Below are 25,526 nucleotides of genomic sequence, written 5' to 3'. Positions count from 1 at the left end.
GCCAGGGAACGGACAGCCCGTTCGGCAACGCCTCGCGGGAGAGGTTCGTCATCTCCCGGCGCTACGCCGCCGGCACCGGTGGCGTCCGCGGGCTACTGATCACGGTGCTCGGCGACTACGTCCGCCCCGCCCGGCAACCGGCCCCGACGTCCGCATTCATCGAGGTGCTGGGCCGGCTCGGGGTCACCGAGGCCGCCTGCCGGCAGGCCCTGATCCGCGCGTCAGCCGACGGCTGGCTGGTCGCCAGCCGGGACGGCCGGTACACCTGGTGGCGGCTCAGCCCGGCGTTCGAGCGCTTCCTCGACCTCGGTGCCAGCCGCATCCTCGCCTTCACCGGCACCCAGCCGGCCTGGGACCGTCGATGGCTGCTGATCCTGGCCCGGGTGGCGGACGGCGACCGGGCCGGCCGACACCTGTTGCACACCCGGCTGCAATGGGCGGGCTTCGGCAGACCGTCGCCCGGGGTCTGGATCAGTACGCACACCGACCGGATCAAGGAGGCCGAAATCATCCTCCAGGAAGCCGGTGCGCGCGATCACGCACAGGTCTTCCTCTCCGAATACGTCGGCGGTGCCGAACTGCCAAGCCTGGTCCGCCAGGCGTGGGACCTCGACGAGATCGCCCGAGGCTACGAGGCGTTCATCGAGGCGTTCTCCCGCCAGCCCGCCAGCGATCCGATCGCCCGGTACACCCAGCTCATGCACCACTGGCGTCGCCTGCCGTTAACGGATCCCGCGCTGCCTCGGCAACTGCTTCCCGATACATGGAGCGGACTGCGTGCCGTGCGACTGTTCCACCAGCAACACGACCGGTGGGAGCGGGCCGCTATCAGGGAGTGGGACCGAATCAGCCGACAGGCCGAATAGGGTCATGCGCCGGGGAGCGCCACCGTCGTGGTCCACCACCTCCTGTTCGCGATACGAACGGCCGTACACATAGCGACCGTATCCTCCCAAGCCTGATTGAGGAATGTCAATCAGTCCATCGGCTGCACCGCGAAGCGCCCTCCGTGTCGGTAAGAACTCCCACCTGGCGGCGCGATCCCGAGCGGGGTGACGGGTGCGGACTCCGTTGGCAGCCAGTCGAGTAGCTCGCGCACACCAGGTATGGCTGCAAGCTTCCTGTGCTGGCCTGGTGTCATGGGGCACCGTGGCATCGCCGGACTTGACGCTGACTTTTCCGCATCGTGGTGCTAGCCTCCGGTGCACGGAAAGAGAAGTGAGCTCGGCTGAACGGGCGGGCGCACCATGATGCCCGCGGTTCAGCTCGTCACACGAGGGGTTGCCATGTCCGACTACCAGGGTCCACTTGAGGACGCACTCGTCAGAGCGCTCGCCAAAGCGGTGGTTCGTGTTGGCTCCGACAATGAGACGGCTCAGGTCGTCCGCCGATCTTTCGTCGACGCCATCGGCGTCGTTCTCGCTGGCAGTGCGCATCCCCTCTGGAGGGAAAATCTGGGCAGATGGCCGGTCTGGGAAGCCGCCCTGGGCGCGCCCGCGCCCGCATCGTGCAGGGTATGGGGATTGCCCGACGCGGTCGTGTCGCCGGTTACCGCCACCGTACTCAACGGCTCACGCCTGCGCTGCTACGACTACAACGACCTCTATTTCGGGCCGAGCCGTGGTGTCCACCCCAGCGACGTGATCCCGGTGCTTACGGCGAACGCCGAGTCGATCGGGGCAAGCGGCCAGCGGCTTCTCGAGAGCGCCGAAGTGGCCTTCCATATCCAAGCCTTGCTCGGCGATCACTTCCTGGCGCCGTCGAAGATGTGGGACTACACGACTCTCACCGGCATCGGCGCGGTCTGTGGCCTGGCCCGACTGCACGGCCTTGACGAGATCCAGCTCCAGCACGCTATCGCCATCATGATCTCCATGGGAGTTCCCCCGTCGGAGATGGAATCCGGCGCCCGGAACCGGGCCGGGCTTCTCACGGGCTGGAAGCGGTTCAACGCCGCGTGGGCCGCGGTCAAGGCGCACGAGGCCATCAGCCTGGTCAAGCTTGGGGTCGAAGGTCCATACCATCCCATGCTGGGCAGGCGGTCAGGCCTCACCACGATCCTCGGCATGCGGTCGGATGAGGTGTCGGCACTGATGAGCCGACTGGGCAGCGTGGACGAGTGGACGGCACCGACCGTCGCCTATAAGCGATGGCCTGCCGGCTCGCGGGCCCAGGCGAGCATCAAGGCGACCCTCGAGGCCCTGCGGGAGGGACGGCGGGATGGGCGGGAACCGGTACGGGTGATTGTGGACGTGCCGATGGAGGTGCATGACCACATGGTGCGAATGGACGCTTACGATCCTCTGTCCATCGATGGCGCCGACCATTCCTTGCCGTTCCTCGTCGCAACCGCCGTCGTCGACGGCGATGTAGGCGTGGGGTCGTTTGACGAGACCAAGCGTTCCCGTCCCGAGGTGGCGAAGGTGCTCCGGAAGGTCGTCAGCATCGAGCCGTCGATGTCGCTTACCGCGGAGGAGGGACCCGACTACGGTGCGATTACGACGATCATGTGGTCGGACGGCTCGACCACCCGGGCGGAGTCGAGAAACCTACCAGGGCACGGGCAAGCGGCGTTCAGCGACCGGGAGCTGGAAGAAAAGGCCCGCGGGCTGGCCGCGTCCCAGGGTCATCAGGACTGGTTCGACGCGGTCGTACCCAAGATCTGGCAGCTCGCGGACGTTCCCGACGTCTCGGCTCTGCTGACGCCCGTCCGCGGTTGATTCTCTGAAGGGTAGAGATCTTGCTTTCCGACAAGAAACTCGATCAGCTGATGCATGCCATGGGGCGTACCTTGATGCGCGCCCGCGAGGGTGGGAACCCGGTCGCCCTGAGCGTGGTCGACGCTGGCGGACACCAGGTCGCGTTCCTGCGCGACCCCTTGGCGAAACTCGTCACCAGCGTCACGGCGACGGGCAAGGCCCGGTGCGCCGTGATGTTCGGCCGCGACACTGAGCACACAGTTGCCAAGGCGAACAGCAATCCGATCGCGTTCCAGTCGTTCGTGGCCGCGGCCGCCCTGCCGTTCGTTATCGGAGACGGCGGTTTCGTGGTCGAAACCCCGCGAGGACAGTGGGGGGTAGCGGTTGCAGGCGCGTCAAAGGAAGTCGATCACCGGCTAGGGCGAGCGCTGGCGGACGAACTCCACTTGCTGCTGCGGACCGAGGAGGGTGGCGAGAACGAATGACCATCCAAAGTGCCCTGAGGCAGAAGTGGGCCGTTGGTCAACCCGCTTTCGGTGCCTGGCTGACCATTCCGTCCATCACCATGACCGAGCTGGTGGGCGAGATCGGTTGGGACTACGTGTGTCTCGATTCCCAGCACGGCTTCTTCGACTACGCCGATGTCCTGGGCGCGCTGGTCAGCCTGCGAACGTCGCGAAGCGACGTCCTGGTCCGGGTGCCCAGCTCGGACCAGGCGGCCATCGGCAAGGTGCTGGACGCGGGGGCCAACGGCGTCGTGGTCCCGATGGTGGAGACCGCCGAACAGGCCGAGGCCGTAGCCCGCGCATGCCGTTACGCTCCGCGGGGCGTGCGCAGCTATGGTCCGATCCGGGCGGCCCGGCTACACAGAACCCGGGACCCGGCGTTGCTCGGTGACGCTTTGTGCATCGTGATGATAGAGACGCCGACCGGTATCGCTAACCTGGAGCAGATCTGCGCCGTGGACGGCGTGGACGCGGTCTATGTCGGTCCCGCCGATCTTGCTGTCGCTATGGGGTTGCCGCCAGGGCTCAAGCGTCCGGAACCCGAGCACCGGGCCGGGTTGAGAACGGTGGCCGAGGTGACCAACGGGGTGGGAACACCGGCCGGCATCCAATGCGACAACGAGCGCGACGGGATCGCCCAGATAGCGGCCGGCTACCGGTTCGCCACCGTCTGGAAGGACACCGCGGCGATCCTGGGCTCGGCGACGGCGAGTTGGCGCGCCGTCGGCGGCGGAGTGAGCGGCGGTGACCTGCTCAGCGGTTACATGTAGAGGTTAGGGCTTGCGGCGTGCCCCCAGCTCCCGGGACAGGTCATCCGCCCCGGAGCGCAGGTACGGCAGGAAGCTCATCATCCGGGCCCGATCGACGCGACTCGCGGGACCGCTGATGCTGATGGCGGTGTTCACCGTGCCGGTGTGGTCCATCACCGGTACGGCGGCGGTACACACTCCGACGATGCGTTCCTCGACCGACAGCGAGTAGCCCTTCTTGTGTACGGACACGAGCCGTTCCCGCAGCGCGACCGGGTCGGTCAGAGTGCGGGAGGTGACCTTCTCCAACGGCCGGGAGAGGGTTAGCTCGATCAAGCCCTCCGAGGCGTGCGCGAGGAGAACCTTGCCGGCGGCCCCCTGGTGGAGGGGGATCAGCTCGCCCAGGTCGGTATAGGTGCGCCGCAGCGGCTGGAGGCTCTCGATCTGATCGATGACGATCCTGCCCGGAGTGGGATCGATGATGTGCAATGCCGCGGTTTCCTCGGTCTGGTCCCGCAGCCAGGTGAGGATCGGCCGGGCCAAATCTGTCAGCTTGACCGTGTTTCGGGCAACCTGGGCCAGCCTCATGAGCTCGGAGCCGAGCGTGAACTGGCGACCATCCTCGGTGCGCCGTACGAGGTTGTTCTCCTGGAGGCTGGTCAACAGCCGGTGCGTCGTGCTCGGCGTGAGTCCTACGATCCGAGCGATCTCCGAGACGCCTCGGGCGGGGTGGTCCAGGTCGAACGTCCGCAGGATCTGGAAGGCGCGGTCCAGGGACTGCACTGCCGGCCGCGATTCGTTCTGCTCGCTCATCGGCGGCCTCGGAGCATCAGATACCGAGTTTGGGCCTCCGTGGTCGTGACGGACCTGATGCGAGCGGTAGGAGGAATGTGCACCCGCCCATCCTGCCTTCCGTAACGCCCTGCGTCGATAAGGTGCGTCACCCCGCCCCGCCGGCTGGCTGAGGCCGAGGCGTCACCTTGGTAAGTCTGACCAGGCGGCTGCCACGCAATGTTCGCCATGCGAAACACAGTACCGCATTGCAGGAGGACCTCCGGGTGCGGAGGGCGGTGGGGGAGGCGTGCGGTACGAGGGGTCCGCCGGCGCTTGTTCGCCGTAGGCGGGTTGCGCGGATCGCCGTAAGGCTTCGGGAATGAGCGCCATGCTCGTGGTCGGGATGGCGGGCTGGCCACCGTGGCGGCGATCGGCCGGAGGACTGCTTGACACTCTCAGGTGCCCGCCATATATTCCGTAATACGGAATGGATAGTCGACAGGCGGATAGCACCCGCTGCCGCGTTCGACCCCCGAGCGAATCGCCCGCCCCGGCTGTGACCTGGTCGCGAACGTCGATCGTCGAAGGAGGCCCACCATGTCCCATCACCCGCAATCGGTTGGGACGGCACGTGGACTGACCGCCAGCAACGAGTTCGCCACCGTCCTCGTCGAGCGGGTCGGGGACGACCCCGCACTACTGCGGATCAGTGACCTGCGACGCGGGCGGTCGGTGGTGCTGGATCCGCTGGAACTTGAGGCGATCACGCGGATGAGCCGCGACGAGATCAGAGCGCTGGCCGACCCGTCGTATGCGGGCACCTTCGGGCAGCGCGCGAGGGGCGAGGACTTCGACGGCATGGTCGGCGATGACGAGATGCAGATCGAGGGAATCTCGGGCTGACCGGCCCGATCCGTGGACAGTGAGCGGACGAGGAGTTGAGGAGTGACTGAGTCCAACGAAGCAGCAGACCCCGGGCTGGTCTGGACTGGGCCGAAGCGGTTCCGCGTCCGCACGGCCGCCTACGTCGACCCGGTGGTGTTCGCGCGCGAGATGAAGCGGGTGTTCGAGTCCAACTGGGTCTTCGTGGCCCACGAGAGCGAAATCTCCGAGCCGGGGAACTACAAGACGAGTCACATCGGGCTCCAACCCGTGATCATCTCGCGCGACGACGACCGCCAGATCCACGTCCTGTTGAACCGCTGTGTACACCGGGGTGCCGCTGTCTGTCGCGAACAGCGGGGGAGCGCCAATCTGTTCCGGTGTCCCTATCACGGCTGGATGTATGGCAACGACGGCAAGCTGGTCGGGATGAGCCTCGCCGGTGGCGACGCCGGGTACGACAGCGACTTCGACCGGCCCGAGGGACTGGTCCGGGTACCCCGGGTTGAAAGCTACCGGGGCATGGTGTTTGCGAGTCTCAACCCCGATGTCAAGCCGCTCGTCGAGTACCTCGGGCGTGCCGCCTGGATCATCGACAACAAACTGGACGCCTCCCCGGTCGGGCAGATCCAGCTCCGCTCGAAGCCGATCGTCGCCCGGTACCCCGGGAACTGGAAGTTCCAGGCCGAGAACATTGTGGACGGTTACCACTTTTCGTTCGTGCATGAGGGGTTCACTCACCTGCAACGGCAGTACCAGGACGCGACGGGTGACTTCGGGGTGCACGCGGGCAACGACAGCCCAGCCGACGTACGCCGGGTCCGGTCTCGCGGTCGCAACTACGGCACGCCCAACGGGCACGGCCTGACCGCCCGGCCGGTAGCCGACCTGGTGCCCTGGCTCGAAGGTAAGCACGGGGCGTACTACCGGGAACTGCTGGACGCCTACGGCGAGGAACGGCTCAAAATGATCGCCGGGCGGAGTACTGCCAGCATCTTCCCGAACCTCGGCCTCATCCACCACCAAATCCGGGTGTGGCGCCCGCTGTCGGCGAACCTGACCGAGGTCACCGTCTACCCCTACGACCTCGTGGGTGTCGACGAGGAGATCAATCGAGGTTGGCTGCGCAGCCAGGAACGCTTCTACGGCGCCGCCGGCTACGGCCAGCCCGACGACACCGAGGTCTTCGCGGTGAACCAGCAGGGACTCAGCGCGACCGCGGTTGACTGGCTGATCCTCGAGCGCGGGCTCCACGCCGAGCGGGACGAGGGCGGTGGGGACTGGTCGGGTCAGCCGGGCGGTGAGGTCCCACAGCGGTCGTTCTGGCTGGAATGGATGCGGCGGATGGAGTCCCAGGAGGAGCAGTCATGACCAACCTGGTGTTCGGACGCCGGCAGGCGGAGGCGCTGGTCTACCGCGAGGCGCGGCTGTTGGACGACCTCGAACTCGACGAGTGGTTGACGCTGTTTACCGACGACGGGATCTACTGGGTGCCGATTGACGAGAATGCGCCGGTTGACGAGTCGGTGTCCATCATCTACGACTGGCCGCTTCGCCGCGAGGAGCGGGTGCGGCACCTGTTGGACATCCCGTTCCCCGCCCAGTCCCCCCGATCGCGAACGATGCATTTGGTGTCTAATGTGGAGTCGGTTAAGCAGGAGTCGGGTGAGTACCTGGTGCGGACCAACCAGATCATTCATGAGATCCGGGTTGGCGATTTCAGCCAGGTCGGGCTCGGCGTCGTGAATGTGTTGGCTGGTCAGGTTCACTACACGGTCCGCATCGTGAATGGCAACCCACTCATTGCGATGAAGAAGGTGTTGTTGCTCAACCGGGAAATGCCGCAGGGCAATCTCACCTTCATGCTATGAGCCCGAGGAAGGCCAATGATTCGTATTGTGGTGGACCGTACCCGCTGCTTCGGTTACGGCAACTGCGTCGCAGCCCTGTCGGAAGTCTTCGACCTGAACGACGAGGACGGGGTCGTACTGGTCGATGAGGAAGCCGCGCAAACCGTGGCTGAGCGGCAGCTCGACGCGGCGGTCCGCAGCTGCCCCACGAACGCGCTTCGGATCAACCGGACATGAACAGCCTCCAAACGGTGGTCGTCGTTGGTGCCGGGGTCGCCGGTGTCCGTGCCATCCAGTCGATGCGGTCGAGTGGCTTCAACGGCCACCTCACCCTCGTCGGAGGGGAGGCCGGGCTGCCCTATGACCGGCCACCGTTATCGAAGGACTTCCTGCTGGACGAGTCGGTGGCCGCCGACATCACCCTGTTGAGTTCGGAAGATCTCGACACCCTCGGCGTGGAGTACCTGTCCGGTGTGCGGGTCGAACGGCTGGACCCGGCCGAACGGGTTCTGCACGCGGATGGTGGCCTCCGCCTCCCATTCGACGGCGCGGTGCTGTGTCCGGGGGCCTCGCCCCGTCGGCTGTCCTGCCCGGGCACCGAACTTGCGGGAGTGCGCTATTTGCGCACGTTGGACGATGCCGTGGCGATCCGGAGCCTGCTGTCGGCGGGCAGACGAATGATCGTCGTAGGGGGCGGCTTCATCGGCGTCGAGGCGGCGGTGCTCGCGGCGGGGCTCGGCCTGGACGTGACCGTGGTGGACATCCAGGAGATGCCGTTCCAGGTCCTGCTCGGTAGGCAGGCGGCCGACCTTCTCCTCAGACATCTACGGAAGGCGGGCGTCAAGTTCGTCGGCGGCCGCGTCGTCGCGTCGTTCGAAGGTCTGGACAAGCTGACCACGGTCACGCTTAACGACGGCAGCCGGATAGACGCTGACCTGGCGCTGGTGGGGATCGGCGCTGCCCCTGACGTGGCCTGGTTGGCCGGCACCGCGGTGCTGAGTTCGGACGGTATCGAGGCGGACGAGTTCTGCCGCACCGCGATCGACGGCGTCTACGCGGCCGGCGACGCGTGCCGATGGCTGAACCTGGCCTATGGCAGTCCGATGCGGGTCGAGCACTGGACGAACGCGATAGACCAGGCGACGGCGGCGGCGGCGAATCTCACGTGTGAGCTCGCGGGCGAGGCGCATTCTCGAACGCCGTACCGGGCCGTTCCGTACTTCTGGAGCAGCCAGGGAGCCATGCTGGTCCAGTTCGTCGGGGTCCGTCCAGCCGGATGCGAGGGCGAGATGGAACGCAGCCTTCAAGACGAGAACCGGTGGGCCATCACCTATCGCGACCAGCGAGGCTCGCTGGTGGGTGCCCTCGCCGTCAACTGGCCGGCCCGCGCCGTACGGGCGCGCAAGGACATCAGGTCACGGGTGCTGACCGCTGACTGATGCGGGCTCCTCCACCGACCAATCCGTCGTGCCTCAACCAGACCATCGGACGACAGAGGTGAATGAATTGGCACCAGTGCATATCTACCTGAGTCGACGGCTTGCCGGTGGCCTGATGGAACGGCTGTCGATGCTTGGTCCATCCGTCGTCAGCTACGACGACTCTGGCGGCCCTACTCCGCGCGGCCTTCTCCTGGATAGCGTTCGTGGTGCCTGCGCGATGGTGGTTTCGTTGACGGAGCGGATCGATGCCGAGGTACTCGACGCCGCCGGTCCGAGCCTGCGGGTCGTCGCGAACGTGGCCGTGGGCACCGACAACATCGACCTGGCCGCGGCCCATGCCCGCGGGGTGATCGTCACCAATACACCTGACGTCCTCACCGAGGCCACCGCCGATCTGACGATGGGCCTACTGCTCGCTGTACAGCGGCGCATCGTCGAGGCCGACGCGTTCGTCCGGAGCCAGGAACCCTGGGCGTGGGCCCCGGACTTCTTCGTCGGCGAGGCGCTGGCCGGCAGCACGCTGGGCATCGTGGGCTATGGCCGCATCGGACGAGCCACGGCCAGACGCGCCCGCGCGTTCGGAATGCGGATTCTCGCGTCCCCCGGCCGGGGTGCGTACGGGGCGAAGGACGTCAACGTGGTGGAGCTGCCCGAGCTGCTTCGCCGGTCCGACGTGGTCTCCCTGCACTGCCCGCTGAACGAGCGGACGCGGCACCTCATCGGGGCCCGAGAGCTGGAGTCGATGAAGCGGTCGGCCGCACTGGTGAATACCGCTCGCGGCGCCATCGTTGACGAGTCCGCTCTGGTGCGGGCACTGGAGACCGGCGCGATCCGGGCCGCGGGCCTGGACGTCTTCGAGCACGAGCCCGACCCTCACCCGGGACTGCTCAAGCTGGCGAACGTGGTCCTCACCCCCCACGTCGGGAGCGCGGACGCGGCGACCCGGCGTGCCATGGCGGAGATGGCCGTGGCGAACGTGGTGGCGGTGCTGCGTGGCGGTGACCCGCTGAGCCCGGTGGGGCTGAGGTAATGGCGACCGTCGTCGTCGCCCCCGACACGTTCAAGGGCAGTCTCGCGGCGGTCGAGGTGGCCGACGCGCTGGCGCGTGGCTGGCGTTCGGTTCGACCACGGGACGAGGTCGTGGAGCTCCCGCTCGCCGACGGCGGCGAGGGCACGCTCGATGTCGTCGAACGACTGGTCCCGGGCGCCCGCCGGGTGAGCCTGACCGTCGCCGGGCCGCTCGGTGATCCGCGTGGCACGTCCGCGCTGCTGCTGCCGGACGGTACGGCCGTGGTGGAGATAGCGGCGTCCAGTGGCCTGCCCCTGCTGACCAGGGCGTCCCCACTCCAGGCGACGTCGCGAGGACTCGGCGAGACGCTGCGGCACATGGTCGAGGCGGGAGCCCGCCGATGCCTCGTCGCGTTGGGTGGGTCGAGCTCCACCGACGGCGGAACTGGGGCGCTATCTGCGCTGGGCGTCCAGTTCCTCGATGGTTGGGGTGCCGTGCTGCCGGACGGGGGCGGGTCGCTGGCGCGGCTCGACCAGATTGACATCGGCGCGCTCGTTTCCGCCCCGGACGGTGGCGTGGAACTGCTGGTCGACGTGGCGGCGCCGCTGCTGGGCGGCGCCGGGGCGGCGACCACCTTCGGTCCGCAGAAGGGGGCCGGACCGGCCGAGATGGCGGCGCTGGAAGCGGGACTGCGCAGATTGGCCGACATCCTTGGCGGTGACCCAGACCGACCGGGTTCGGGCGCCGCGGGAGGCGCCGCCTACGGCCTGGCCACCGTGTGGGGAGCGCGAATCAGCCCGGGCAGCACGGCCATCGCCGAGCTGGCCGGTTTGCCGGCCGCATTGAATCGGGCAGACGTCGTCATCACCGGCGAGGGCAGGTTCGACCGGACCAGCAGCCGCGGCAAGGTTCCCGGTCACGTCCTAACGCAGGCCGGCGAGCGCGGTACGGACGCATACGTGGTGTGCGGCGTGCGTGACGACGCGGAACTACCACGTGGCACGCATGCCATAACCCTTGTCGATATCTGCGGTTCGACGGATGCGGCCATGGCGGGAGCCGGGCGGGGCCTGGTTCGTGCGGGTGCGCGTGCCGCGCGGCACTGGGAGGGACGGCGGCATGTCTGAGGCGTCGGTTCAGACTGGCAACCGGCGTTGGCTGCTGTACCTGTGCCTGGGCACGGGAGTGGCGCAGGGGGTGTTCGGTGGAACGCGGGTCCTGGTCAGTTACCGGACCCTTGCCCTGGGTGGTGACGCCGCCATGCTCGGGGTGGTCACGGCGCTGTTCGCCCTGGTTCCTGTGCTCCTTGCCGTATGGGCCGGCCGGGCTGTGGACGGGCGGTACCCGGACCTGGTGCTGCGGGGCGGCATGCTCCTGACGGCGGTGTCGGTCGCGTTTATCGGCCTGAGCAAGAGCATCGTCGCGCTCTGTCTCGCCAACGTCCTGATGGGTACCGGGCAACTGCTGGTCGTGGTGGCCAGCCAGGGAATGGTGCCGCTGCTCTCGAGACCCGAGGACCTGGACCGCAACTTCTCCGCGTGGTCGCTCTGCGTATCGGCGGGCCAGACCGTCGGTCTCCCGCTGGTGGGCCTGGTCACCGTCTCGACCACGGCGGCCGGGGCGCCGACCGCCACCACCCCGGCACTGCTGCTGCTCTCGGGTCTATGCCTGACGGCATTGTTCCCGATGCTCCTGTTCCGGGCGCGCGCGAAAAAGGTCAACCGTGGATCCCAGCCGCCGCCACAGGCGATCGGGGCGATGTTGCGCATCCCGGCCCTGCGATCGGCGATGTTCACCAGCGTCGTCATCCTGACGTCGGTCGACCTCGTCTCGGTGTACCTGCCGTTGTTGGGCGAGCAACTGGGCTTCAGCGTCTTGCTCGTGACGACGCTGCTGATGGTGCGGACGATCTCGGCGATGATGTCGCGCATCGCCTTGCCGGCGATCCTCGCGCGGATTCCACGAGGGTGGCTGCTCGTCTCATCGACGCTCTGTGCCGCAGCGCCCATGGCGCTCCTGCCCTGGGTGGGTTATCCCTGGATGATCGGGATACTGCTGTGCATCGCCGGATTCTTTTGGGGAATCGGCCAGCCCCTCACCATGGCGTGGGTGACGAGCCTGGTCGACCACGGCAATCGCGCGGTAGCCCTGTCGGTGCGGCTGAGCGGCAACCGGTTGGGCCAGGTGTTGGTTCCGTTGGCAGCGGGCGCCGTAGCGTCCGTGGCCGGCGTCGCGGCGGTGTTCACGTCGGGCGGGTTCCTGCTGGCGATCGCGGCCGGACTCACTTGGCGAACGGCCGTTGACATCGTTCGCCAACAAACCTAGTCTACCGGATCATGAACTGAACATCCGCATTGCGGAAAGATCAACTTATCAAGATCGCGCCGTCGGCCAGTCGCAGGTCGGAAGTTCGCAGTAGATCGAGGTAGCGCCGTGACTCATGTTGTACTCCGACTCGAACACGTCACCAAGCTGTTTGGCGCCACCGCGGCCGTCGACGGCGTCGATTTCGAGGTACGCCAGGGCGAGATCCTGACCATGCTCGGTTCGAGCGGGTGTGGCAAGAGCACCACGCTGCGTCTGGTCATGGGCCTCGAACGTGCTGACAGCGGTCGCATCACCTACGAGGACCGGGTTCTCGACTCCGACAAGATCTTCGTGCCCACACACAAGCGCGACATGGGATTGGTATTCCAGAATTACGCGGTGTGGCCGCACATGACCGTATTCGAGAATATTGCCTATCCGCTCCGTGTGCGCCGTGTGCCAAAGCCGCAGATCGAGTCAGCGGTGACGGGCGTCATCGACAATGTCGGCCTGGCCAAAATGCGTGACCGCCCGGCGACGATGCTCAGCGGTGGCCAGCAGCAGCGGGTCGCGCTGGCCCGGGCGCTGGTCTTCGAGCCGCGGCTGCTGCTGATGGATGAGCCGTTCAGCAACCTGGACGCGAAGCTGCGGGAACAGATGCGGGCCGAGGTCCGAAGCCTGCAGAAGCGTCTCGGCCTGACCATTCTCTTCGTCACCCACGACCAGCAGGAGGCCCTCGCGCTTTCGGACCGAATCGTCCTCATGGACGGCGGTCGGGTCGTGGAGATCTCCGACCCCACGACGATGTACCGCCAGCCCACAACCAAGGTGGCTCGGGACTTCATCGGCCAGTCCCTGCGCCTGACCGGTCGGGTGGCGAGCGTCGACCATGACGGGGAAGTGGTGGTGGAACTCCCGTCGGGCGAGCGGGTCCGTGGTCACCAGGCCGTCGCCGGCGATCCGCTCGCCGTCGGCGGCCAGGCCGAGGTGAGTATTCGCCCTGAACATGTTACGGCCCGCGTCACCGGGGATGCGGGCTCCTGTCGCAACCCGCTTCGCGCACGGCTGTCGACCGTCCTCTTTCACGGCGACAAGTACGTGCTGGAAGTCCACACGTCCTGGGGGTATCGCCTCTTCGTCAACGGCGACGAGGGCAAGGAGTGGCTGGAGGGATCGGATATCGATCTCGAGCTTCCGGTGTCACGCTGTCGGGTCTGGCCGTCGGCAGACAACGGTGGTCGCCCGGCCAGCCACCACAGTGATTAACCGCGCTCCGACGCATCCATCACGAGTCCCGAGGAGATAGACAGTGACCATTTGTCGTGCAAGACCTGTCAAACGTCGGATGCTCCTTGTCGGGGCAGCGGTGTTAACTCTCGTTCTTGGCGCCTGCAGCAGTGGGCCTGAGCAGCCCGCTCAGGCCGCGAGCGGGTGGGAAGCGATCAAAGCCGCCGCGGACAAGGAAGGCAAGCTCGTCATCAGCGTCCATGCCGGAGCCGGCTTCGAGGAGTGGGGCCGGCTGATCCAGGACAAGTTCCCGAACTGGAACATCAGCGTAACGAGTATCGGTCCCAGCGAGTCGGTGCCGCGGATCCTCTCCGAACAGCAGAACGGCAGGTACCTATGGGACCTGATCATCGGCCCGAACTCTGCCGTCCACAACGGACTAGCGCCGGCCGGAGCGCTGGCGGACGCTCGCCCGATCCTGGCGGATCTTCCGGATGAGGTCCGGCGGGACGAGGACTGGCACGGTGGTTTCGAGATGTTCGGCGAACCCGGTCAGGGGACCAGTTTCCTGAACCAGATCAACATGACCGGTGGCGTGTACGTGAACACCAAGCTGGCTCCCGAGATCACGAAGGCGGACGACCTGCTCAAGCCCGAGTACCGCGGCAAGATTGTCGCCGAGGACCTGCGTCAGCCGGCTGGCGCGACCCAGATCGTCGCAGCTCTGTTCAGCGCGTACGGCCAGGAATACGTCCAGAAGCTGGTCCAGCAGGACATCAAGCTGGTCGCTAACAAGCAGGTCGCCCTGGAGTGGCTCGCGGACGGCCGGGCGGTTGCCGCGATCGGCCCGACCATCGACATCGTGGACGATTACAAGAAGCTCGGGTTGGGTGACGGCATCGAGCGCCGGAATGAGATCGGCATGTTCGGCCTCGCGCAGTCGGTCAACATCCTGAAGAACCCGCCGCACCCGAACGCGACGCGCGTGTTCCTCGCTTACTTCCTCAGCCAGGAAGGGCAGGACCTCTGGGCGAAGGTCTCCCGGGCCGACGCATCCAGCCGGCGCAAGGACGTGCCGAGGCACAACGATTACGCGACGGACTACACGACCATCACGGATAAGACCCTGGTCCAGGGAAGCGACCGCGAGGGCGACCTGCTCGACCGCACCCTGGAGATCACGAGCAAGATGCGCTGAGCGTTGCCGCCAGCCGACGCGATCGTGGTGTGCGCGGGTCCACCCGCGCACACCACGACATCAGAATCCCTGGAGAATCGATGAGCAGAAGCAGGCGCGTCACGGGTGACCTTCTGGTGGACGCGGTGGAGTCCGATCCAGATCGGAGCGACGACGACTCGGGGGCTCCCGCTCGCGCAATGCCGGACGGTCGCCGCAGCCGGGTGCGGTGGTCGCCGCGGTTCCTGCTGCTCCTCGCTGTGGTCGCGCTGTTCGTGCTCGGGCCGATCGTCGTCATGGTACCGATGAGCTTTCGCGTCGGGAGGATGGGCCAGGAGGTCGTCTGGGGGTTCGACACCTGGACATCGATGCTGACCGACGGCAGCTTCTGGCGAGTACTGAAGGACACCACGGTACTGGCCGTCACCCGCCAGGTCATCGGCATCGTCATCGGCGTCTGGGTCGCCTGGCTCATCGCGCGCACCGACCTACCAGGTCGCAAGTACTTCGAGTATGGCTGTTGGGTCGCGGTCTTCCTTCCCTCGTTGACCGTCACGCTTGGCTGGATCATGGTCCTGGATCCTGCCAACGGCCTGGCGAACCGCGCCGTCGAACTGCTGCCGTTCGTGGACAAGGGGCCCTTCGACATCTACTCGTTCTGGGGCATCACCTGGGTACAGCTACTGGCGTCGGTCATACCGCTCAAGGTGATCCTTCTCGCGCCCGCCATTCGCAACATCAGCGCCAGCCTCGAAGAGGCCTCCTACGCCTCCGGTGCCACCAGTTTCACGACGCTGCGGCGGATCGTGATTCCGCTTCTGATGCCGACGATCCTGGTCGCGTTGGTCTTGGGCGTCATCCGCTCCATGGAGTCGTTCGAGGTCGAACTCGTTCTTGGGACGCCGGCCGGCATCGATGTGCTGGCCACGCGCATCTACCGGCTCGGAGCCCAGTTCCCGCCGGACTTCTCCGCGGCGACGGCGATAGGTATCATCTCGCTGCTTCTGTTGGTGCCAGCTGTGATCGTCCAGTACCGCTACAGCAACAAGCGCAGCTTCGCGACCGTGACCGGCCACTTCAAGTCTAATGTGCTCCCCCTGGGTAGGTCGAAGTGGGCGGCCTTTGTCGGGGTGCTGGTGCTCGTCCTGATGATGACGGTCTTTCCGTTGGTGTTCGTCGTCCTCGGAACTTTCATGAAGCTGTTTGGCCGGTTCGACGCTAAAGATCCGTGGACCACGCAGCACTGGACGCAGATCCTTCAGAGCAGGGCGTTCACCGACGCCTTGGAGAACACGCTCGTTCTTGCTACCGCGACCGCGTTCGGTGCGTTGGTGGTCTGTTCCGTCTTTGCCTACATCATTGTCCGGACGAAGACTCGTGGGCGCTCAGCGCTGGACTTCATGGTCTGGCTACCGTCGATGCTTCCAGGGATGGTCATCGGGCTCGGGTACCTAACACTGTTCCTCATCGTCCCGTTCTTCAGCGGCCTTCTTTATGGAACGGTCGGCGCGCTCATCGTGGTGTTGATCCTCAGCAATGCGACGTTGACCACGCAGATGATCAAGACCAGCTTCGCGCAGCTGGGCAACGAACTCGAGGAGGCATCGCGCAGCAGCGGCGCTGTCTGGATCTACACGTTCCGCCGCGTCGTATTGCCGCTGATCGGTCCTACCCTCGCCGTGGTGGTGATCCTGGCGTTCTCGTCCGCCGCCCGTGCCACCGGCCCGGTCGCCTTGCTCGCCACCAGTGATACGGCCCCGTTGTCCATCCTGCAGCTGAACCAGATGGCCGACAATAACCTCGCCCGCGCCTCCGTCGTCGGCGTCTTTCTCGTCCTGCTGACAGCGGGGGTTGCCGTCGTGGCAAACGTGATCGGTAACCGGGTTCGGGGACGGGGAATGCGGTCGTGAGCGAATTGCCTACATCGCGACTCGTCGACCCGCACGACCTGTTCGCGGCCACGACGCGCCACCGGTGAGATTCGGCCGAACACCCACGACCATCTCAATCCAGGAGAACGGATGAGGTTTATCTCCTACCGCCGGAGCGGCCGTTGCCGGGCCGGCCTGCTCGACGGCGACAGCGTCGTGCCGCTGCGTGGCATCGACGAACTCGGCGCGGACACGCCGATCGAGGCGCTCGCCGACCCGCTGCTGGAGGAGGCGGGTCGGGTCGCCCTCGCCGACGTCACCCTGCGGCCCGTGGTGCCGCGGCCCGCGCGGATCTTCTGCGTCGGGCTCAACTATCGTGAGCACGTCGGAGAGACCCGGCGCGAGATCCCCACGTACCCGGTGCTGTTCGCCAAGTTCGCGCAGTCGTTGATCGCAGCCGGCGACGCGATTCAGCTGCCGGTGGAGTCCGCAGAGGTCGACTATGAGGCCGAGGTCGCCGTGGTCATCGGCCGCCCCGGCCGGCGGGTATGCCGCACGGATGCGCTCGATCACGTGCTGGGTTACACCATCGCCAACGACGTGACGATGCGTGACTACCAGTACCGTACGCATCAGTGGTTGCAGGGCAAGGCGTGGGACGACGCGACGCCGCTTGGCCCGGCGCTGGTGACACCAGACGAGGTGGACCACTCGGATCTGGAGATCAGTCTGCGCCGCAACGGTGAACGGTTGCAGGTCGGCCGAACCTCGCAGTTGATTTTCGACATCCCCCATCTGATCAATGTCATCTCCGAGTTCACCCAGCTCAACGTCGGCGACGTGATCCTCACCGGTACTCCCGGAGGAATCGGCTACCGCCGGGATCCGCAGGTGTTCCTGCGCGACGGCGACCGGGTGGAGGTGAGCGTGACCGGGCTCGGGACACTACAGAACCCGGTGGTCGCTGAGAAGCCGTAAACAGAGTAGGTCCACGAACTGGCATCTGGCCGAGCGCCGACGGCGCGGATCACGAAAGCACCGTGCGGCGATGACGGGCTGGCCGAGCCCCAGCCGACCGCGGCCGAGGCGGCAGGAAACGCCCGACCGGTGCGCATCCCGCTCGGGATCACCAGCGCCCGACCAACCGGCACGACTCCCCGCTCAGACAGCGGATGGGGTACCAGGCGCTTCTCGCCACCTACGCCAGGTTGGGTTTGTCCTGGTCCGCCAAGTAGTTCGCCAGCCGCAGGTCGCGCGCCTCGGTCATGTGTTCGCCGGCGATGTTCGCGGCCCGCTCGCCGTCTCCTCGCTCGATCGCTTCGATGAGCCGATCGTGCTCCTGGACGATCGCGGCCCAGCGGCCAGGATGCTTCAGGGTGCTCGCGGGGTGACGCATGATCTGCCGCTGGAGGCGTCCCAGCGTGTCGATGAGGGGAGCGTTGTGGCTCGCTCGCCACAGGGCCTCATGGAAGGCGAGGTTGACGTCCCGGAGGTTGTTGGCGACCGCCGGGTCGAGCTTGCGCATTTCCTCGTTCGTCTGGCGCAGGCGGATGACGTCGAGCCGCGTCTTGCGCTCCGCCGCCCACCGCGCCGCGCCCGACTCAAGGATGATCCGCAGCTCGTACAGGTCGAACATCTCATCGGCGGTCCAGACCTTGACGCGTATCCCCCCGCGCGGGGATCGCTCGACCAGGCCGTCCTGCTCGAGCCGGCGCAGCGCCTCACGGACCGGCGTCCGGCTCACCTGGTAGCGCTGGGCGATCGTGGTTTCGATGAGCTGCTCGCCCACCTGTAGGCGGCCCTCGATGATGTCCTGGCGCATCGTCAGGTAGAGCTGGTTCATCGCCACACCTCCGCGCGGCGCCCCTGACGCGTCGTCGCACGAGCGCCCCTACCGTTCGCCACCCCGGAACCTCTCTGGTCGTCTGGCGCGCAACGCCCTGGGTGGGCCTGCGTGTGAGCTCACTGTGTAGCAGATACCTGCCGTTTCCGAAGCGTGACCACCCGGATGTTGCGAAGCCGTTGACAGCGCGCCTGCATGTCGCTACATACTATGGCACACGACTGTATACAGAAGTCTACAGGGGCGATTCGCCCTGCGACATATCTGGCTCAAGGACGAGAAGGAGCAGGGCAATGGGTAGAGCCGTGTTCTCACGGAGTGCGGTCGCGGCGGTGGCCGTGAGCATGGTCATCGCGCTGAGCGCGTGTTCTGGCGGGAGCGGCTCCCAGGGGTCGGGGGACGAGACGCTCACCTTCTCCACCGGAAGCGAACTCGGCACGCTCGACGTGGTGGCGGACCAGGTCAACGGGACGGCACGCCGGCTGCTGCTGGGCAGCGTCGTCGAGGGGCTGACGAAGGTCGTCAGTGACGGCGACAAGCTGTCGTGGAACCCGCTGCTGGCCACGTCGTGGGAGCAGGTGGAACCCAAACGCTGGCGGTTCAAGCTCCGTGACGGCGTGACGTTCCACGATGGAAGCACCTTCGACGCCGATGACGTCGTCTGGACGATCAGCAAGCTCGCGGACCCGGCGAGCGCCAAGGACAGCACGCTCGCGACCATCGCCGGCGCGAAGAAGGTCGACGACCTGACGGTCGACATCCTCACCACGGTTCCGTCGTTCTTCGTCGACCGCACCGTGGCAGCCATCGGTATCCAGCCCGACGGCTGGGGTAAGGACGCGAAGGCCGCCCAGAACAACTCGATCGGCACCGGACCCTACAAGGTGGAGAGGGTCACCCCGGCCCACGACACCGCCGTGTTGGCCATCAACGACAAGTACTGGGGCGACGTCAACCCGTACTACAAGAAGGTCGAGATGCGCGTCGTCCCGGACACGGGCGCCCGGCTCGCGGGGCTACGCGCCAACGAGACGGACGTCGCGTTCGACCTCTCGCCAGACCTGCTCGACGCCGCCCCGGCCACCGTGACGGCTCCGTCGACCGAGATCGACATCCTGCGCATCAGCGACGCCAAGCCCGCGCTCCAGGACGTCCGGGTACGCCAAGCCCTCAACTATGCCGTCGACCGTGACTCGCTCACCAACCACCTCCGGTTCGGCTTCGCGCAGGCGCCGCATGGGCAGGGCGTCACCCCGCAGGTGCACGGGTACAACCCGGACCTCGAGGACTACCCGTACGACATGAACAAGGCCAAGGAGCTGATCGACCAGGCCGGGGCCGCTGGCGCCCACCTGACGATGATGTGCGTCACCGAGTACTACGGGACGCTGGGCACGGACACGTGCCAGACGCTCGCCGCGTCCTACGAAAAGCTCGGGCTCGACATCAAGGTTCAACTGCTGCCCCGCGACCAGTGGATCGCCCAGGGCCTGCTCGCCCCGCAGAACAAGGTCCCCGCGCCTGACCTCTTCTACGTCCAGGCGGGCAGTGGAACCCTCGACTCGACCCTTTACCTCGACAACTACTACACATGCGGCAAGGTCCGGGCGACGTTCTGTGACGAGAAACTGCGGGACGCCGCCAAGGCCGCGATCGACCTCGACAACGTCGACCAGCAGGCGGCCGCGTACCAGAAGGTCCACGCGATGGCGCGCGACCTCGCGCCGATGGTGTGGATCACGAGTCCGAAGAACGCCGCCGCGACGCAGGACGGCATCCACGGCCAGCTCTACAGCGACGCTTACACCGTCTACTGGTACGAGTGGAGTGGTAAGAAGTGACCACGGCCGTCCTCGCCGAGCCGCGGACACGGCTGTCGCCGACGCTCGCCCACATCCTCCGGCGTATCGGCTCGGCGGTCCTGACGCTCCTCGTGGTGCTCGGCGTGGTCTTCCTGGTGTTCCAGGTGCTCGGTGATCCGGCCAGGCGGACCCTACCGATCAACGCCTCCGAGGAACAGGTCGCCTCGTACCGCGCGGCGATGGGGTACGACGACCCGGTACTGGAACAGTTCTGGCGCTTCATGCGCGGCGCCGTGCTGCTCGACTTCGGCCAATCGACCACGGCCGGGCGTCCCGCGATCGCCGTCGTCATGGACGCCCTGCCGAACTCGCTGCTGCTCGCAACGACGACGTTCGTCATCACGGCGCTCGTCGGCATCGCGCTCGGCACCTGGGCCGGCGTCCGCGCCGGCACGACCGCCGACCGCGTCCTGCAGGCCGTCGGCGCCTTCGCCTCGTCGGTGCCCGAGTTCTGGTCCGGACTGGTGCTGATCATCGCGCTCGCCGTCACCGTCCCGATCTTCCCGACGGGCGGCTCGGGAACCGCGGCCGCCCTCGTGCTGCCGTCGGTCGCCATGGCGATCCCGCCGATCGGGCGACTCGTCTACGTGGTGCGCGAATCGGTGCGCTCAACGATGGCGGAACCGTTCATGCTCGTCGCGCGCTCGAAAGGACTCGGTTCCAGCTACACCCTACGGGCGCATCTGCTGCGCGCCGCCGCGGTACCGATCGTCTCCGTCGGCGGCCTCGAGCTCACCCGCCTCGCGATCGGCGGCGTCGTGGTCATCGAGTCGGTGTTCGCCTGGCCGGGCATCGGTCGCCTGTATGTCCAGGCCATGCAGCGCTACGACATCGCACTCGTCAGCGCGACGCTCTTCGTCGCGACCGCCGTGGTGCTCGCCCTCAACACGCTGCTCGACATCCTCTACATGAAGCTGGACCCTCGCATCGAGGTGGGAACCCCATGACGGACACCATGCCCACCCCGATCCAACCGCACCCCACCCCGCGGTCGGTGCTCCGCCGCGTCCCGCCGATCGTCACCGTCGCGTCCGCCGTGGCCGTGGTGCTGCTCCTGTGGGCCGTGCTGGTCCCTCTGCTCAACCCGGCGGACGCCACCGCCGTCGACCCCGCCCGCCGGTTCACGCCGCCGGGCCCGGACGCCCTCCTGGGCACCGACCACCTGGGGCGCGACCTCGCGTCGATGATCGCCGTCGGGCTCCGCACATCGATCCTCATGGCGCTGACGGTGGTCGCCGTGTCGGGTGCGCTCGGCTGGCTCGTCGGAGCCGTCGGTGGGTACGTCGGCGGCGTCACCGACAACGTCCTCGGCCGGCTTATGGACGTCTTCAACGCATTCCCCGGCATCATCCTGGCGATTGCCCTGGTCACCGTGCTGAGCCCGAGCTACAGCGCGCTGGTGCTGGTCCTCGTCCTGGTGACTTGGGTCAACTACGGCCGCGTCATCCGGGCCCGCGTGCTCAGCCTCCGACGCGAGGAGTACATCACCGCCTCGCGGATGTACGGAACGTCGCTGGGTCGCATCCTCGGGCGCCACGTCCTGCCCAACACCGGTGACCTCCTGCTGTCCATCTCCCTCGTGCAGATCCCGAACGTGATGCTGGCCGAGTCCACTATCTCCTTCCTCGGCTTCGGCCTCCAGCCGCCCCAGGTGTCCCTCGGGCTGCTCATCTCCAGCGAGAAGGACTACCTGCAGACCAACGCGATGCCCGTGCTCGTGGCCGGAGCGGTGCTGGTGCTCGCCTGCACCTCCATCGCGACCATCGGCCTGTACCTGAGGGGAAAGGAACGATGACACAGGTCCGTGACGAGACGCCGGTCCTCGACGTGGCCGGTCTCTCGCAACGGTTCGCCGGCGGCTCCGGGCACTTCTGGGCCGCGAAAGACGTCAGTTTTCAGGTGGCCCCGGCCGAGGCGGTCGCGCTGGTCGGCGAGTCCGGATCGGGCAAGACCACCGTCGCCCAGGCGATCAGCGGGCTCCAGGCGCCCACATCCGGAACGGTCCACCTGGCCGGCCAGGACGTGGTGCGGCTCGCCCGGACCCGTCGTGGCCGGCGCGACCTCGCCGGGCGGCTGCAGATGGTCTTCCAGGACCCCTACAGCTCGCTCGACCCCACGAAACCCGTATTCCAACTGGTCGAGGAGTCACTGCTGCTCTCGGGGCTCTCCCGCCCGCAGCGGCACGAGCGGGTCGCCGAGTCCCTGGACATCGTCGGCCTCGACCCGGTCCAGCACGCTCGCCGACCGCGCGAGCTTTCCGGCGGTCAACGGCAGCGCGTCGGAATTGCCCGGGCGATCGCCCCGCGGCCGCAGCTGCTCGTCCTGGACGAGCCGGTCGCATCGCTCGACGTCTCGGTCCAGGGTCAGATCCTGCAACTGCTCGACGACATCCGCACGCGCGAGAACGTGGCCATGCTCGTCATCGCCCACGACCTCGGCGTCGTCCGAGCGATCGCTGACCGCACGCTCGTGATGTACCGCGGCTCACTCGTCGAAGGTGGGGCAACGCCGCGCGTCTTCGCGGAACCGGCGCACCCCAACACCCAGGGCCTGCTCTGGTCGGCGACCGCCCACGGCCAGCAGGCCATGCCCACGGCGGCGAAGATCGCGCTCGCCACCGACGCCGCACCGCTCCCGCTCGCGGATACGGGCTGCCCATTCCGCGCCCGCTGCTGGCGCCGCACCGCCGAGTGCGACACCGACGTCGCCCGGGTCGAGACCGAAGCCCACTGGTTCGCGTGCAACCACCCCATCAGCGCCAGCGAGGAGGTGGCCGACCGTGTCGACGTCACTGCTTGAGGTCAGCGGGCTGGGTGTCACGTACCAGACCCCGACCGGGCCTCTCGCGGCCCTGGACGACGTGCGGTTCTCGATCGGTGCCGGCGAGTCGATCGGCATCGTGGGGGAGAGCGGCTCCGGCAAGTCCACCCTCGCACTCGCCCTGCTCGGGCTGCTGCCCACCAACGCGACGACCACGGGCGCGGTGCGGCTCGACGGCGTCAACCTGCTGAGTCTGAACCGCAAGGAGCTCGACCGCCGCCGCGGCAAGGACCTCGCGCTGGTGTACCAGGACGCCCTGGTGTCCCTCAACCCCGTCCGGACCGTCGGCAGCCAGATCGCCGAGGTCGTGCGCCGGCACATTCCGGGGACCGACCGGCGGGCGGCCGACGAGACCGCCATCGAGGCGCTGCGCCGAGTGGGGATCCCCGACCCGGGCCGCCGAGCTCGCCAGTACGCCCACGAGTTCTCCGGCGGCATGCGGCAACGGGCGGCGATCGCCATGGCGCTCGCGGCCGGTCCGCGGGTCCTCGTCGCGGACGAGGTGACGACCGCGTTGGACGTCACGGTCAAGGCCCAGATCCTCGACCTGCTCGACGACCTACGGTCGACCGAGGGGATGTCAGTCATCTCGATCTCGCACGACCTCGAGGCAGTGCGCCGCATCACCGACCACCTCGCGGTGATGTACGCCGGCCGCGTCGTCGAGCTCGGACCGACGGCGGACGTGCTGTCGGCATCGACCCACCCGTACACCGCGGCGCTGATGGACTGCGCACCCACCATTACGCGGCCGGTCATCTCGTTCATCTCAGGCGCGCCGCCCAAGACGGCCGCGGCGACACCAGCGTGCGCGTTCGCCGCACGCTGCATCGTCTCGGCCGGGCGGGAGGCGTGCACGCTCGAGCGCCCGGTGCTGCGACCGACGAAGGCGCATGTCACCGCCGCCTGCCACTTCCCGCTCGACGGTGCCGCAGAGCCGCGGCACCACGACCCGATCCCCGTTCACTGACGATTGGAAGTATCACGGTGAAGATCACCAGCGTGTCCTGCCTCCTTATCTCGGAGAAGCTCACGAACCCCTGGGTCATGGGCCTGGGAACGGCTTACAAGCGCGACGAGCTGCTTGTATTCGTCGACACGAACGAGGGCATCACCGGGATCGGCAGCTCGTATCACGGCCACACGCCGCACGCGATCAAGGCGCTGATCGAGACCAAGCTCGGCCCGCTCGTCGTCGGTCAGGACCCGCGCCAGATCCAGAGCCTCTGGGAGAAGATGTTCTTCGGCTCGATCCACCTCGGCTCGGCCGCGGCGCAGGCGATCGCCGGCATCGACATCGCGTTGTGGGACATCCTCGGCAAGGTCACGGGGCAGCCGGTGTACCGGCTCCTCGGCGGCGGGGACAACAGCGGCGCGGGGCCCCGGCTGACGACCTACGTCGGTTGCCAGACGCTCGGTATCCGCGACGACCTCGAGGCGCTGGCCGACGAGGCCGCGGAGTACGTCGCCCAGGGCTTCAAGGCGGTGAAGGTCCGCGGAGGCGCCGGCGTGCCCAAGGACCTCGCCGCGATCGCGGCCGTGCGCGACCGCGTGGGCGAGGACATCGACGTCATGATCGACACGAACGCCCGGTACTCCTGGCCGGAGGCCGCCCGTCTCGCGAAGCGGCTGCAGGACTACAACATCTTTTGGCTCGAGGACCCGTTCGACTTCACGATCGCGCACCACAAGCGCGACGCCGCGCGCCTGCGCGGCCTCGGCCAGGCGGCGATCGCATCGGGCGGCAATGTGTTCACCCGGTTCGACTTCGAGGATCTCGTCCGGCAGGGCGGGGTCGACTACCTCACGCCTGACGTGGTGAAGTCCGCGGGGATCTCGGAGTGCATGAAGATCGCGGCGATTGCCAGCGCGGCGAACATCATCATCGCCCAGCACACCTACAACGGCGTCGGGCAGGTGGCCAATCTGCACTTCGCCGCCGCGATCCCGGCCCACATCCGGGGCCACGTCGAGTGGGACGCGGGCAAGGACAACGCCTTCCGGGACGTCCTGGTCACGCCCGCCGTCCAGGTCGAGGACGGTGCGGTGACCGTGCCGGACGCCCCGGGCCTCGGGATCGAGTTGGTGGAGGACTTCCGCGAGCGGTTCGCCTACGAGGAGGGCCCCGAGATCGTGGGCGTCCCACGAAAGCGCACCTGGGCTGTCGCGTAACGATGCCACGGCGGCCTACGCCGCGACCCCGGGCACTCCTCGTGTCAGAGGTGCCCGGGGTCGCGTACCCGCACGTCGCGGGTGCTGGCGCGCGATGGGCTGGTAGACCGGACACCGCATCCCGGCCCGGCCGCGCGCGTCGATTACGCCCTCAGCGCCCTGGGGCGATCTTTGTTGCCACTCGTCATCGAGGTCGGCCGCTGGGCGGAAATCCACGAGTACGACATCCGGAACGCGCGCGTCCGTCACGACGCCGACGACGAAGAGTCCTGATGGGCGCCCGACGCGCGGCTGGCCGCCGCCGCGGTCCCGTGCGGCGGCGGCCAGCCGGTGGGC

25 protein-coding genes are annotated in these 25,526 nt (G+C 67.4%); 23 read left to right on the top strand and 2 right to left on the bottom strand.

Annotated elements, in window-relative coordinates; translation table 11 throughout:
• The 4 genes from KJS59_RS23205 to KJS59_RS23190 form a co-directional block, all read left to right on the top strand.
• A partial coding sequence (locus KJS59_RS23205; protein WP_213455085.1) for a PaaX family transcriptional regulator occupies positions 1–866 on the top strand: 866 nt, incomplete at its 5' end.
• A 420-nt stretch (positions 867–1,286) separates the two neighbouring features.
• A complete protein-coding gene (locus KJS59_RS23200) occupies positions 1,287–2,720 on the top strand; it encodes an MmgE/PrpD family protein (RefSeq protein ID WP_213455084.1) in 1,434 nt (477 codons plus the stop codon).
• 20 nt (positions 2,721–2,740) lie between these two features.
• Entirely contained in the window at positions 2,741–3,184 is a 444-nt protein-coding gene (locus KJS59_RS23195) for a GlcG/HbpS family heme-binding protein (protein WP_213455083.1), read from the top strand.
• Positions 3,181–3,975, top strand: coding sequence for an HpcH/HpaI aldolase family protein (locus tag KJS59_RS23190; protein ID WP_213455082.1), 795 nt, complete (start codon positions 3,181–3,183; stop codon positions 3,973–3,975). Before KJS59_RS23195 ends, KJS59_RS23190 begins: the two co-directional genes overlap by 4 nt.
• A gap of 3 nt (positions 3,976–3,978) precedes the next feature.
• On the opposite strand, the gene KJS59_RS23185 is transcribed toward KJS59_RS23190, so the two are convergent.
• On the bottom strand, positions 3,979–4,767 hold the full coding sequence (locus KJS59_RS23185) for an IclR family transcriptional regulator (protein WP_213455081.1): 789 nt from the start codon (positions 4,765–4,767) through the stop codon (positions 3,979–3,981).
• A gap of 558 nt (positions 4,768–5,325) precedes the next feature.
• Here KJS59_RS23185 and KJS59_RS23180 point away from each other — a divergent pair.
• The 12 genes from KJS59_RS23180 (at position 5,326) to KJS59_RS23125 (ending at position 17,471) form a co-directional block, all read left to right on the top strand.
• The gene (locus tag KJS59_RS23180; RefSeq protein ID WP_213455080.1) at positions 5,326–5,631 is read left to right on the top strand and encodes a hypothetical protein; all 306 of its coding nucleotides are present in this window, start codon (positions 5,326–5,328) and stop codon (positions 5,629–5,631) included.
• Between the two features lie 42 nt (positions 5,632–5,673).
• Positions 5,674–6,981 carry an aromatic ring-hydroxylating oxygenase subunit alpha gene (locus KJS59_RS23175; protein WP_213455079.1) on the top strand — a complete coding sequence of 436 codons (1,308 nt, stop codon included), beginning with the start codon at positions 5,674–5,676 and terminating at the stop codon, positions 6,979–6,981.
• Positions 6,978–7,481, top strand: a complete 504-nt coding sequence (locus KJS59_RS23170) for an aromatic-ring-hydroxylating dioxygenase subunit beta (RefSeq protein WP_213455078.1) — start codon at positions 6,978–6,980, stop codon at positions 7,479–7,481. The genes KJS59_RS23175 and KJS59_RS23170 overlap by 4 nt, the downstream gene beginning before the upstream one ends.
• A gap of 15 nt (positions 7,482–7,496) precedes the next feature.
• Positions 7,497–7,697: a ferredoxin gene (locus tag KJS59_RS23165; protein WP_213455077.1), complete on the top strand. Its 201-nt coding sequence runs from the start codon at positions 7,497–7,499 to the stop codon at positions 7,695–7,697.
• On the top strand, positions 7,694–8,899 hold the full coding sequence (locus KJS59_RS23160; RefSeq protein WP_213455076.1) for an NAD(P)/FAD-dependent oxidoreductase: 1,206 nt from the start codon (positions 7,694–7,696) through the stop codon (positions 8,897–8,899). The genes KJS59_RS23165 and KJS59_RS23160 overlap by 4 nt, the downstream gene beginning before the upstream one ends.
• Positions 8,900–9,014: 115 nt before the next feature.
• Positions 9,015–9,932 carry a 2-hydroxyacid dehydrogenase gene (locus KJS59_RS23155; RefSeq protein ID WP_306345194.1) on the top strand — a complete coding sequence of 306 codons (918 nt, stop codon included), beginning with the start codon at positions 9,015–9,017 and terminating at the stop codon, positions 9,930–9,932.
• Positions 9,932–11,038: a glycerate kinase gene (locus KJS59_RS23150; protein ID WP_213455074.1), complete on the top strand. Its 1,107-nt coding sequence runs from the start codon at positions 9,932–9,934 to the stop codon at positions 11,036–11,038. The genes KJS59_RS23155 and KJS59_RS23150 overlap by 1 nt, the downstream gene beginning before the upstream one ends.
• On the top strand, positions 11,031–12,236 hold the full coding sequence (locus tag KJS59_RS23145; protein ID WP_213455073.1) for an MFS transporter: 1,206 nt from the start codon (positions 11,031–11,033) through the stop codon (positions 12,234–12,236). The genes KJS59_RS23150 and KJS59_RS23145 overlap by 8 nt, the downstream gene beginning before the upstream one ends.
• A gap of 108 nt (positions 12,237–12,344) precedes the next feature.
• Entirely contained in the window at positions 12,345–13,484 is a 1,140-nt protein-coding gene (locus tag KJS59_RS23140; RefSeq protein ID WP_213455072.1) for an ABC transporter ATP-binding protein, read from the top strand.
• A 79-nt stretch (positions 13,485–13,563) separates the two neighbouring features.
• Positions 13,564–14,643, top strand: coding sequence for an ABC transporter substrate-binding protein (locus KJS59_RS23135; RefSeq protein ID WP_213455071.1), 1,080 nt, complete (start codon positions 13,564–13,566; stop codon positions 14,641–14,643).
• A gap of 116 nt (positions 14,644–14,759) precedes the next feature.
• The gene (locus tag KJS59_RS23130; protein ID WP_213455070.1) at positions 14,760–16,532 is read left to right on the top strand and encodes an ABC transporter permease; all 1,773 of its coding nucleotides are present in this window, start codon (positions 14,760–14,762) and stop codon (positions 16,530–16,532) included.
• A 111-nt stretch (positions 16,533–16,643) separates the two neighbouring features.
• The gene (locus tag KJS59_RS23125; RefSeq protein ID WP_213455069.1) at positions 16,644–17,471 is read left to right on the top strand and encodes a fumarylacetoacetate hydrolase family protein; all 828 of its coding nucleotides are present in this window, start codon (positions 16,644–16,646) and stop codon (positions 17,469–17,471) included.
• A gap of 220 nt (positions 17,472–17,691) precedes the next feature.
• Here KJS59_RS23125 and KJS59_RS23120 read toward each other — a convergent pair whose 3' ends face one another.
• On the bottom strand, positions 17,692–18,336 hold the full coding sequence (locus tag KJS59_RS23120; RefSeq protein ID WP_213455068.1) for a GntR family transcriptional regulator: 645 nt from the start codon (positions 18,334–18,336) through the stop codon (positions 17,692–17,694).
• A 305-nt stretch (positions 18,337–18,641) separates the two neighbouring features.
• On the opposite strand from KJS59_RS23120, the gene KJS59_RS23115 reads away from it, so the two are divergent.
• The 7 genes from KJS59_RS23115 (at position 18,642) to KJS59_RS23085 (ending at position 25,463) form a co-directional block, all read left to right on the top strand.
• Positions 18,642–20,177, top strand: coding sequence for an ABC transporter substrate-binding protein (locus KJS59_RS23115; RefSeq protein ID WP_213455067.1), 1,536 nt, complete (start codon positions 18,642–18,644; stop codon positions 20,175–20,177).
• The gene (locus KJS59_RS23110) at positions 20,174–21,145 is read left to right on the top strand and encodes an ABC transporter permease (RefSeq protein WP_213455066.1); all 972 of its coding nucleotides are present in this window, start codon (positions 20,174–20,176) and stop codon (positions 21,143–21,145) included. The genes KJS59_RS23115 and KJS59_RS23110 overlap by 4 nt, the downstream gene beginning before the upstream one ends.
• Positions 21,142–21,993, top strand: a complete 852-nt coding sequence (locus KJS59_RS23105; protein WP_213455065.1) for an ABC transporter permease — start codon at positions 21,142–21,144, stop codon at positions 21,991–21,993. The genes KJS59_RS23110 and KJS59_RS23105 overlap by 4 nt, the downstream gene beginning before the upstream one ends.
• Positions 21,990–22,997 (top strand): oligopeptide/dipeptide ABC transporter ATP-binding protein, encoded by a 1,008-nt coding sequence (locus KJS59_RS23100; RefSeq protein WP_213455064.1) that lies wholly within the window; start codon positions 21,990–21,992, stop codon positions 22,995–22,997. The genes KJS59_RS23105 and KJS59_RS23100 overlap by 4 nt, the downstream gene beginning before the upstream one ends.
• Positions 22,978–23,988, top strand: coding sequence for an ABC transporter ATP-binding protein (locus KJS59_RS23095; protein ID WP_213455063.1), 1,011 nt, complete (start codon positions 22,978–22,980; stop codon positions 23,986–23,988). The genes KJS59_RS23100 and KJS59_RS23095 overlap by 20 nt, the downstream gene beginning before the upstream one ends.
• Positions 23,989–24,005: 17 nt before the next feature.
• Positions 24,006–25,190, top strand: a complete 1,185-nt coding sequence (locus KJS59_RS23090; protein ID WP_213455062.1) for a mandelate racemase/muconate lactonizing enzyme family protein — start codon at positions 24,006–24,008, stop codon at positions 25,188–25,190.
• An 81-nt stretch (positions 25,191–25,271) separates the two neighbouring features.
• Positions 25,272–25,463 carry a winged helix-turn-helix transcriptional regulator gene (locus KJS59_RS23085; protein ID WP_213455061.1) on the top strand — a complete coding sequence of 64 codons (192 nt, stop codon included), beginning with the start codon at positions 25,272–25,274 and terminating at the stop codon, positions 25,461–25,463.
• Positions 25,464–25,526 lie beyond the last annotated feature (63 nt).

Origin of the sequence: Rhizomonospora bruguierae (assembly GCF_018397995.1) — a bacterium.
Lineage (GTDB): Bacteria > Actinomycetota > Actinomycetes > Mycobacteriales > Micromonosporaceae > Rhizomonospora > Rhizomonospora bruguierae.
Note: the sequence above shows the minus strand (reverse complement) of the source record. Positions and strands in the feature narration are given on the sequence as shown.

Bases quoted from the DNA above. Each gene is read 5' to 3' on its own strand.
- KJS59_RS23200 (WP_213455084.1), top strand. From the start codon at position 1,287: ATGTCCGACTACCAGGGTCCACTTGAGGACGCACTCGTCAGAGCGCTC.
- KJS59_RS23190 (WP_213455082.1), top strand. From the start codon at position 3,181: ATGACCATCCAAAGTGCCCTGAGGCAGAAGTGGGCCGTTGGTCAACCC.
- KJS59_RS23185 (WP_213455081.1), bottom strand. From the start codon at position 4,767: ATGAGCGAGCAGAACGAATCGCGGCCGGCAGTGCAGTCCCTGGACCGC.
- KJS59_RS23180 (WP_213455080.1), top strand. From the start codon at position 5,326: ATGTCCCATCACCCGCAATCGGTTGGGACGGCACGTGGACTGACCGCC.
- KJS59_RS23170 (WP_213455078.1), top strand. From the start codon at position 6,978: ATGACCAACCTGGTGTTCGGACGCCGGCAGGCGGAGGCGCTGGTCTAC.
- KJS59_RS23165 (WP_213455077.1), top strand. From the start codon at position 7,497: ATGATTCGTATTGTGGTGGACCGTACCCGCTGCTTCGGTTACGGCAAC.
- KJS59_RS23160 (WP_213455076.1), top strand. From the start codon at position 7,694: ATGAACAGCCTCCAAACGGTGGTCGTCGTTGGTGCCGGGGTCGCCGGT.
- KJS59_RS23155 (WP_306345194.1), top strand. From the start codon at position 9,015: ATGGAACGGCTGTCGATGCTTGGTCCATCCGTCGTCAGCTACGACGAC.
- KJS59_RS23150 (WP_213455074.1), top strand. From the start codon at position 9,932: ATGGCGACCGTCGTCGTCGCCCCCGACACGTTCAAGGGCAGTCTCGCG.
- KJS59_RS23145 (WP_213455073.1), top strand. From the start codon at position 11,031: ATGTCTGAGGCGTCGGTTCAGACTGGCAACCGGCGTTGGCTGCTGTAC.
- KJS59_RS23135 (WP_213455071.1), top strand. From the start codon at position 13,564: ATGCTCCTTGTCGGGGCAGCGGTGTTAACTCTCGTTCTTGGCGCCTGC.
- KJS59_RS23125 (WP_213455069.1), top strand. From the start codon at position 16,644: ATGAGGTTTATCTCCTACCGCCGGAGCGGCCGTTGCCGGGCCGGCCTG.
- KJS59_RS23120 (WP_213455068.1), bottom strand. From the start codon at position 18,336: ATGAACCAGCTCTACCTGACGATGCGCCAGGACATCATCGAGGGCCGC.
- KJS59_RS23105 (WP_213455065.1), top strand. From the start codon at position 21,142: ATGACGGACACCATGCCCACCCCGATCCAACCGCACCCCACCCCGCGG.
- KJS59_RS23100 (WP_213455064.1), top strand. From the start codon at position 21,990: ATGACACAGGTCCGTGACGAGACGCCGGTCCTCGACGTGGCCGGTCTC.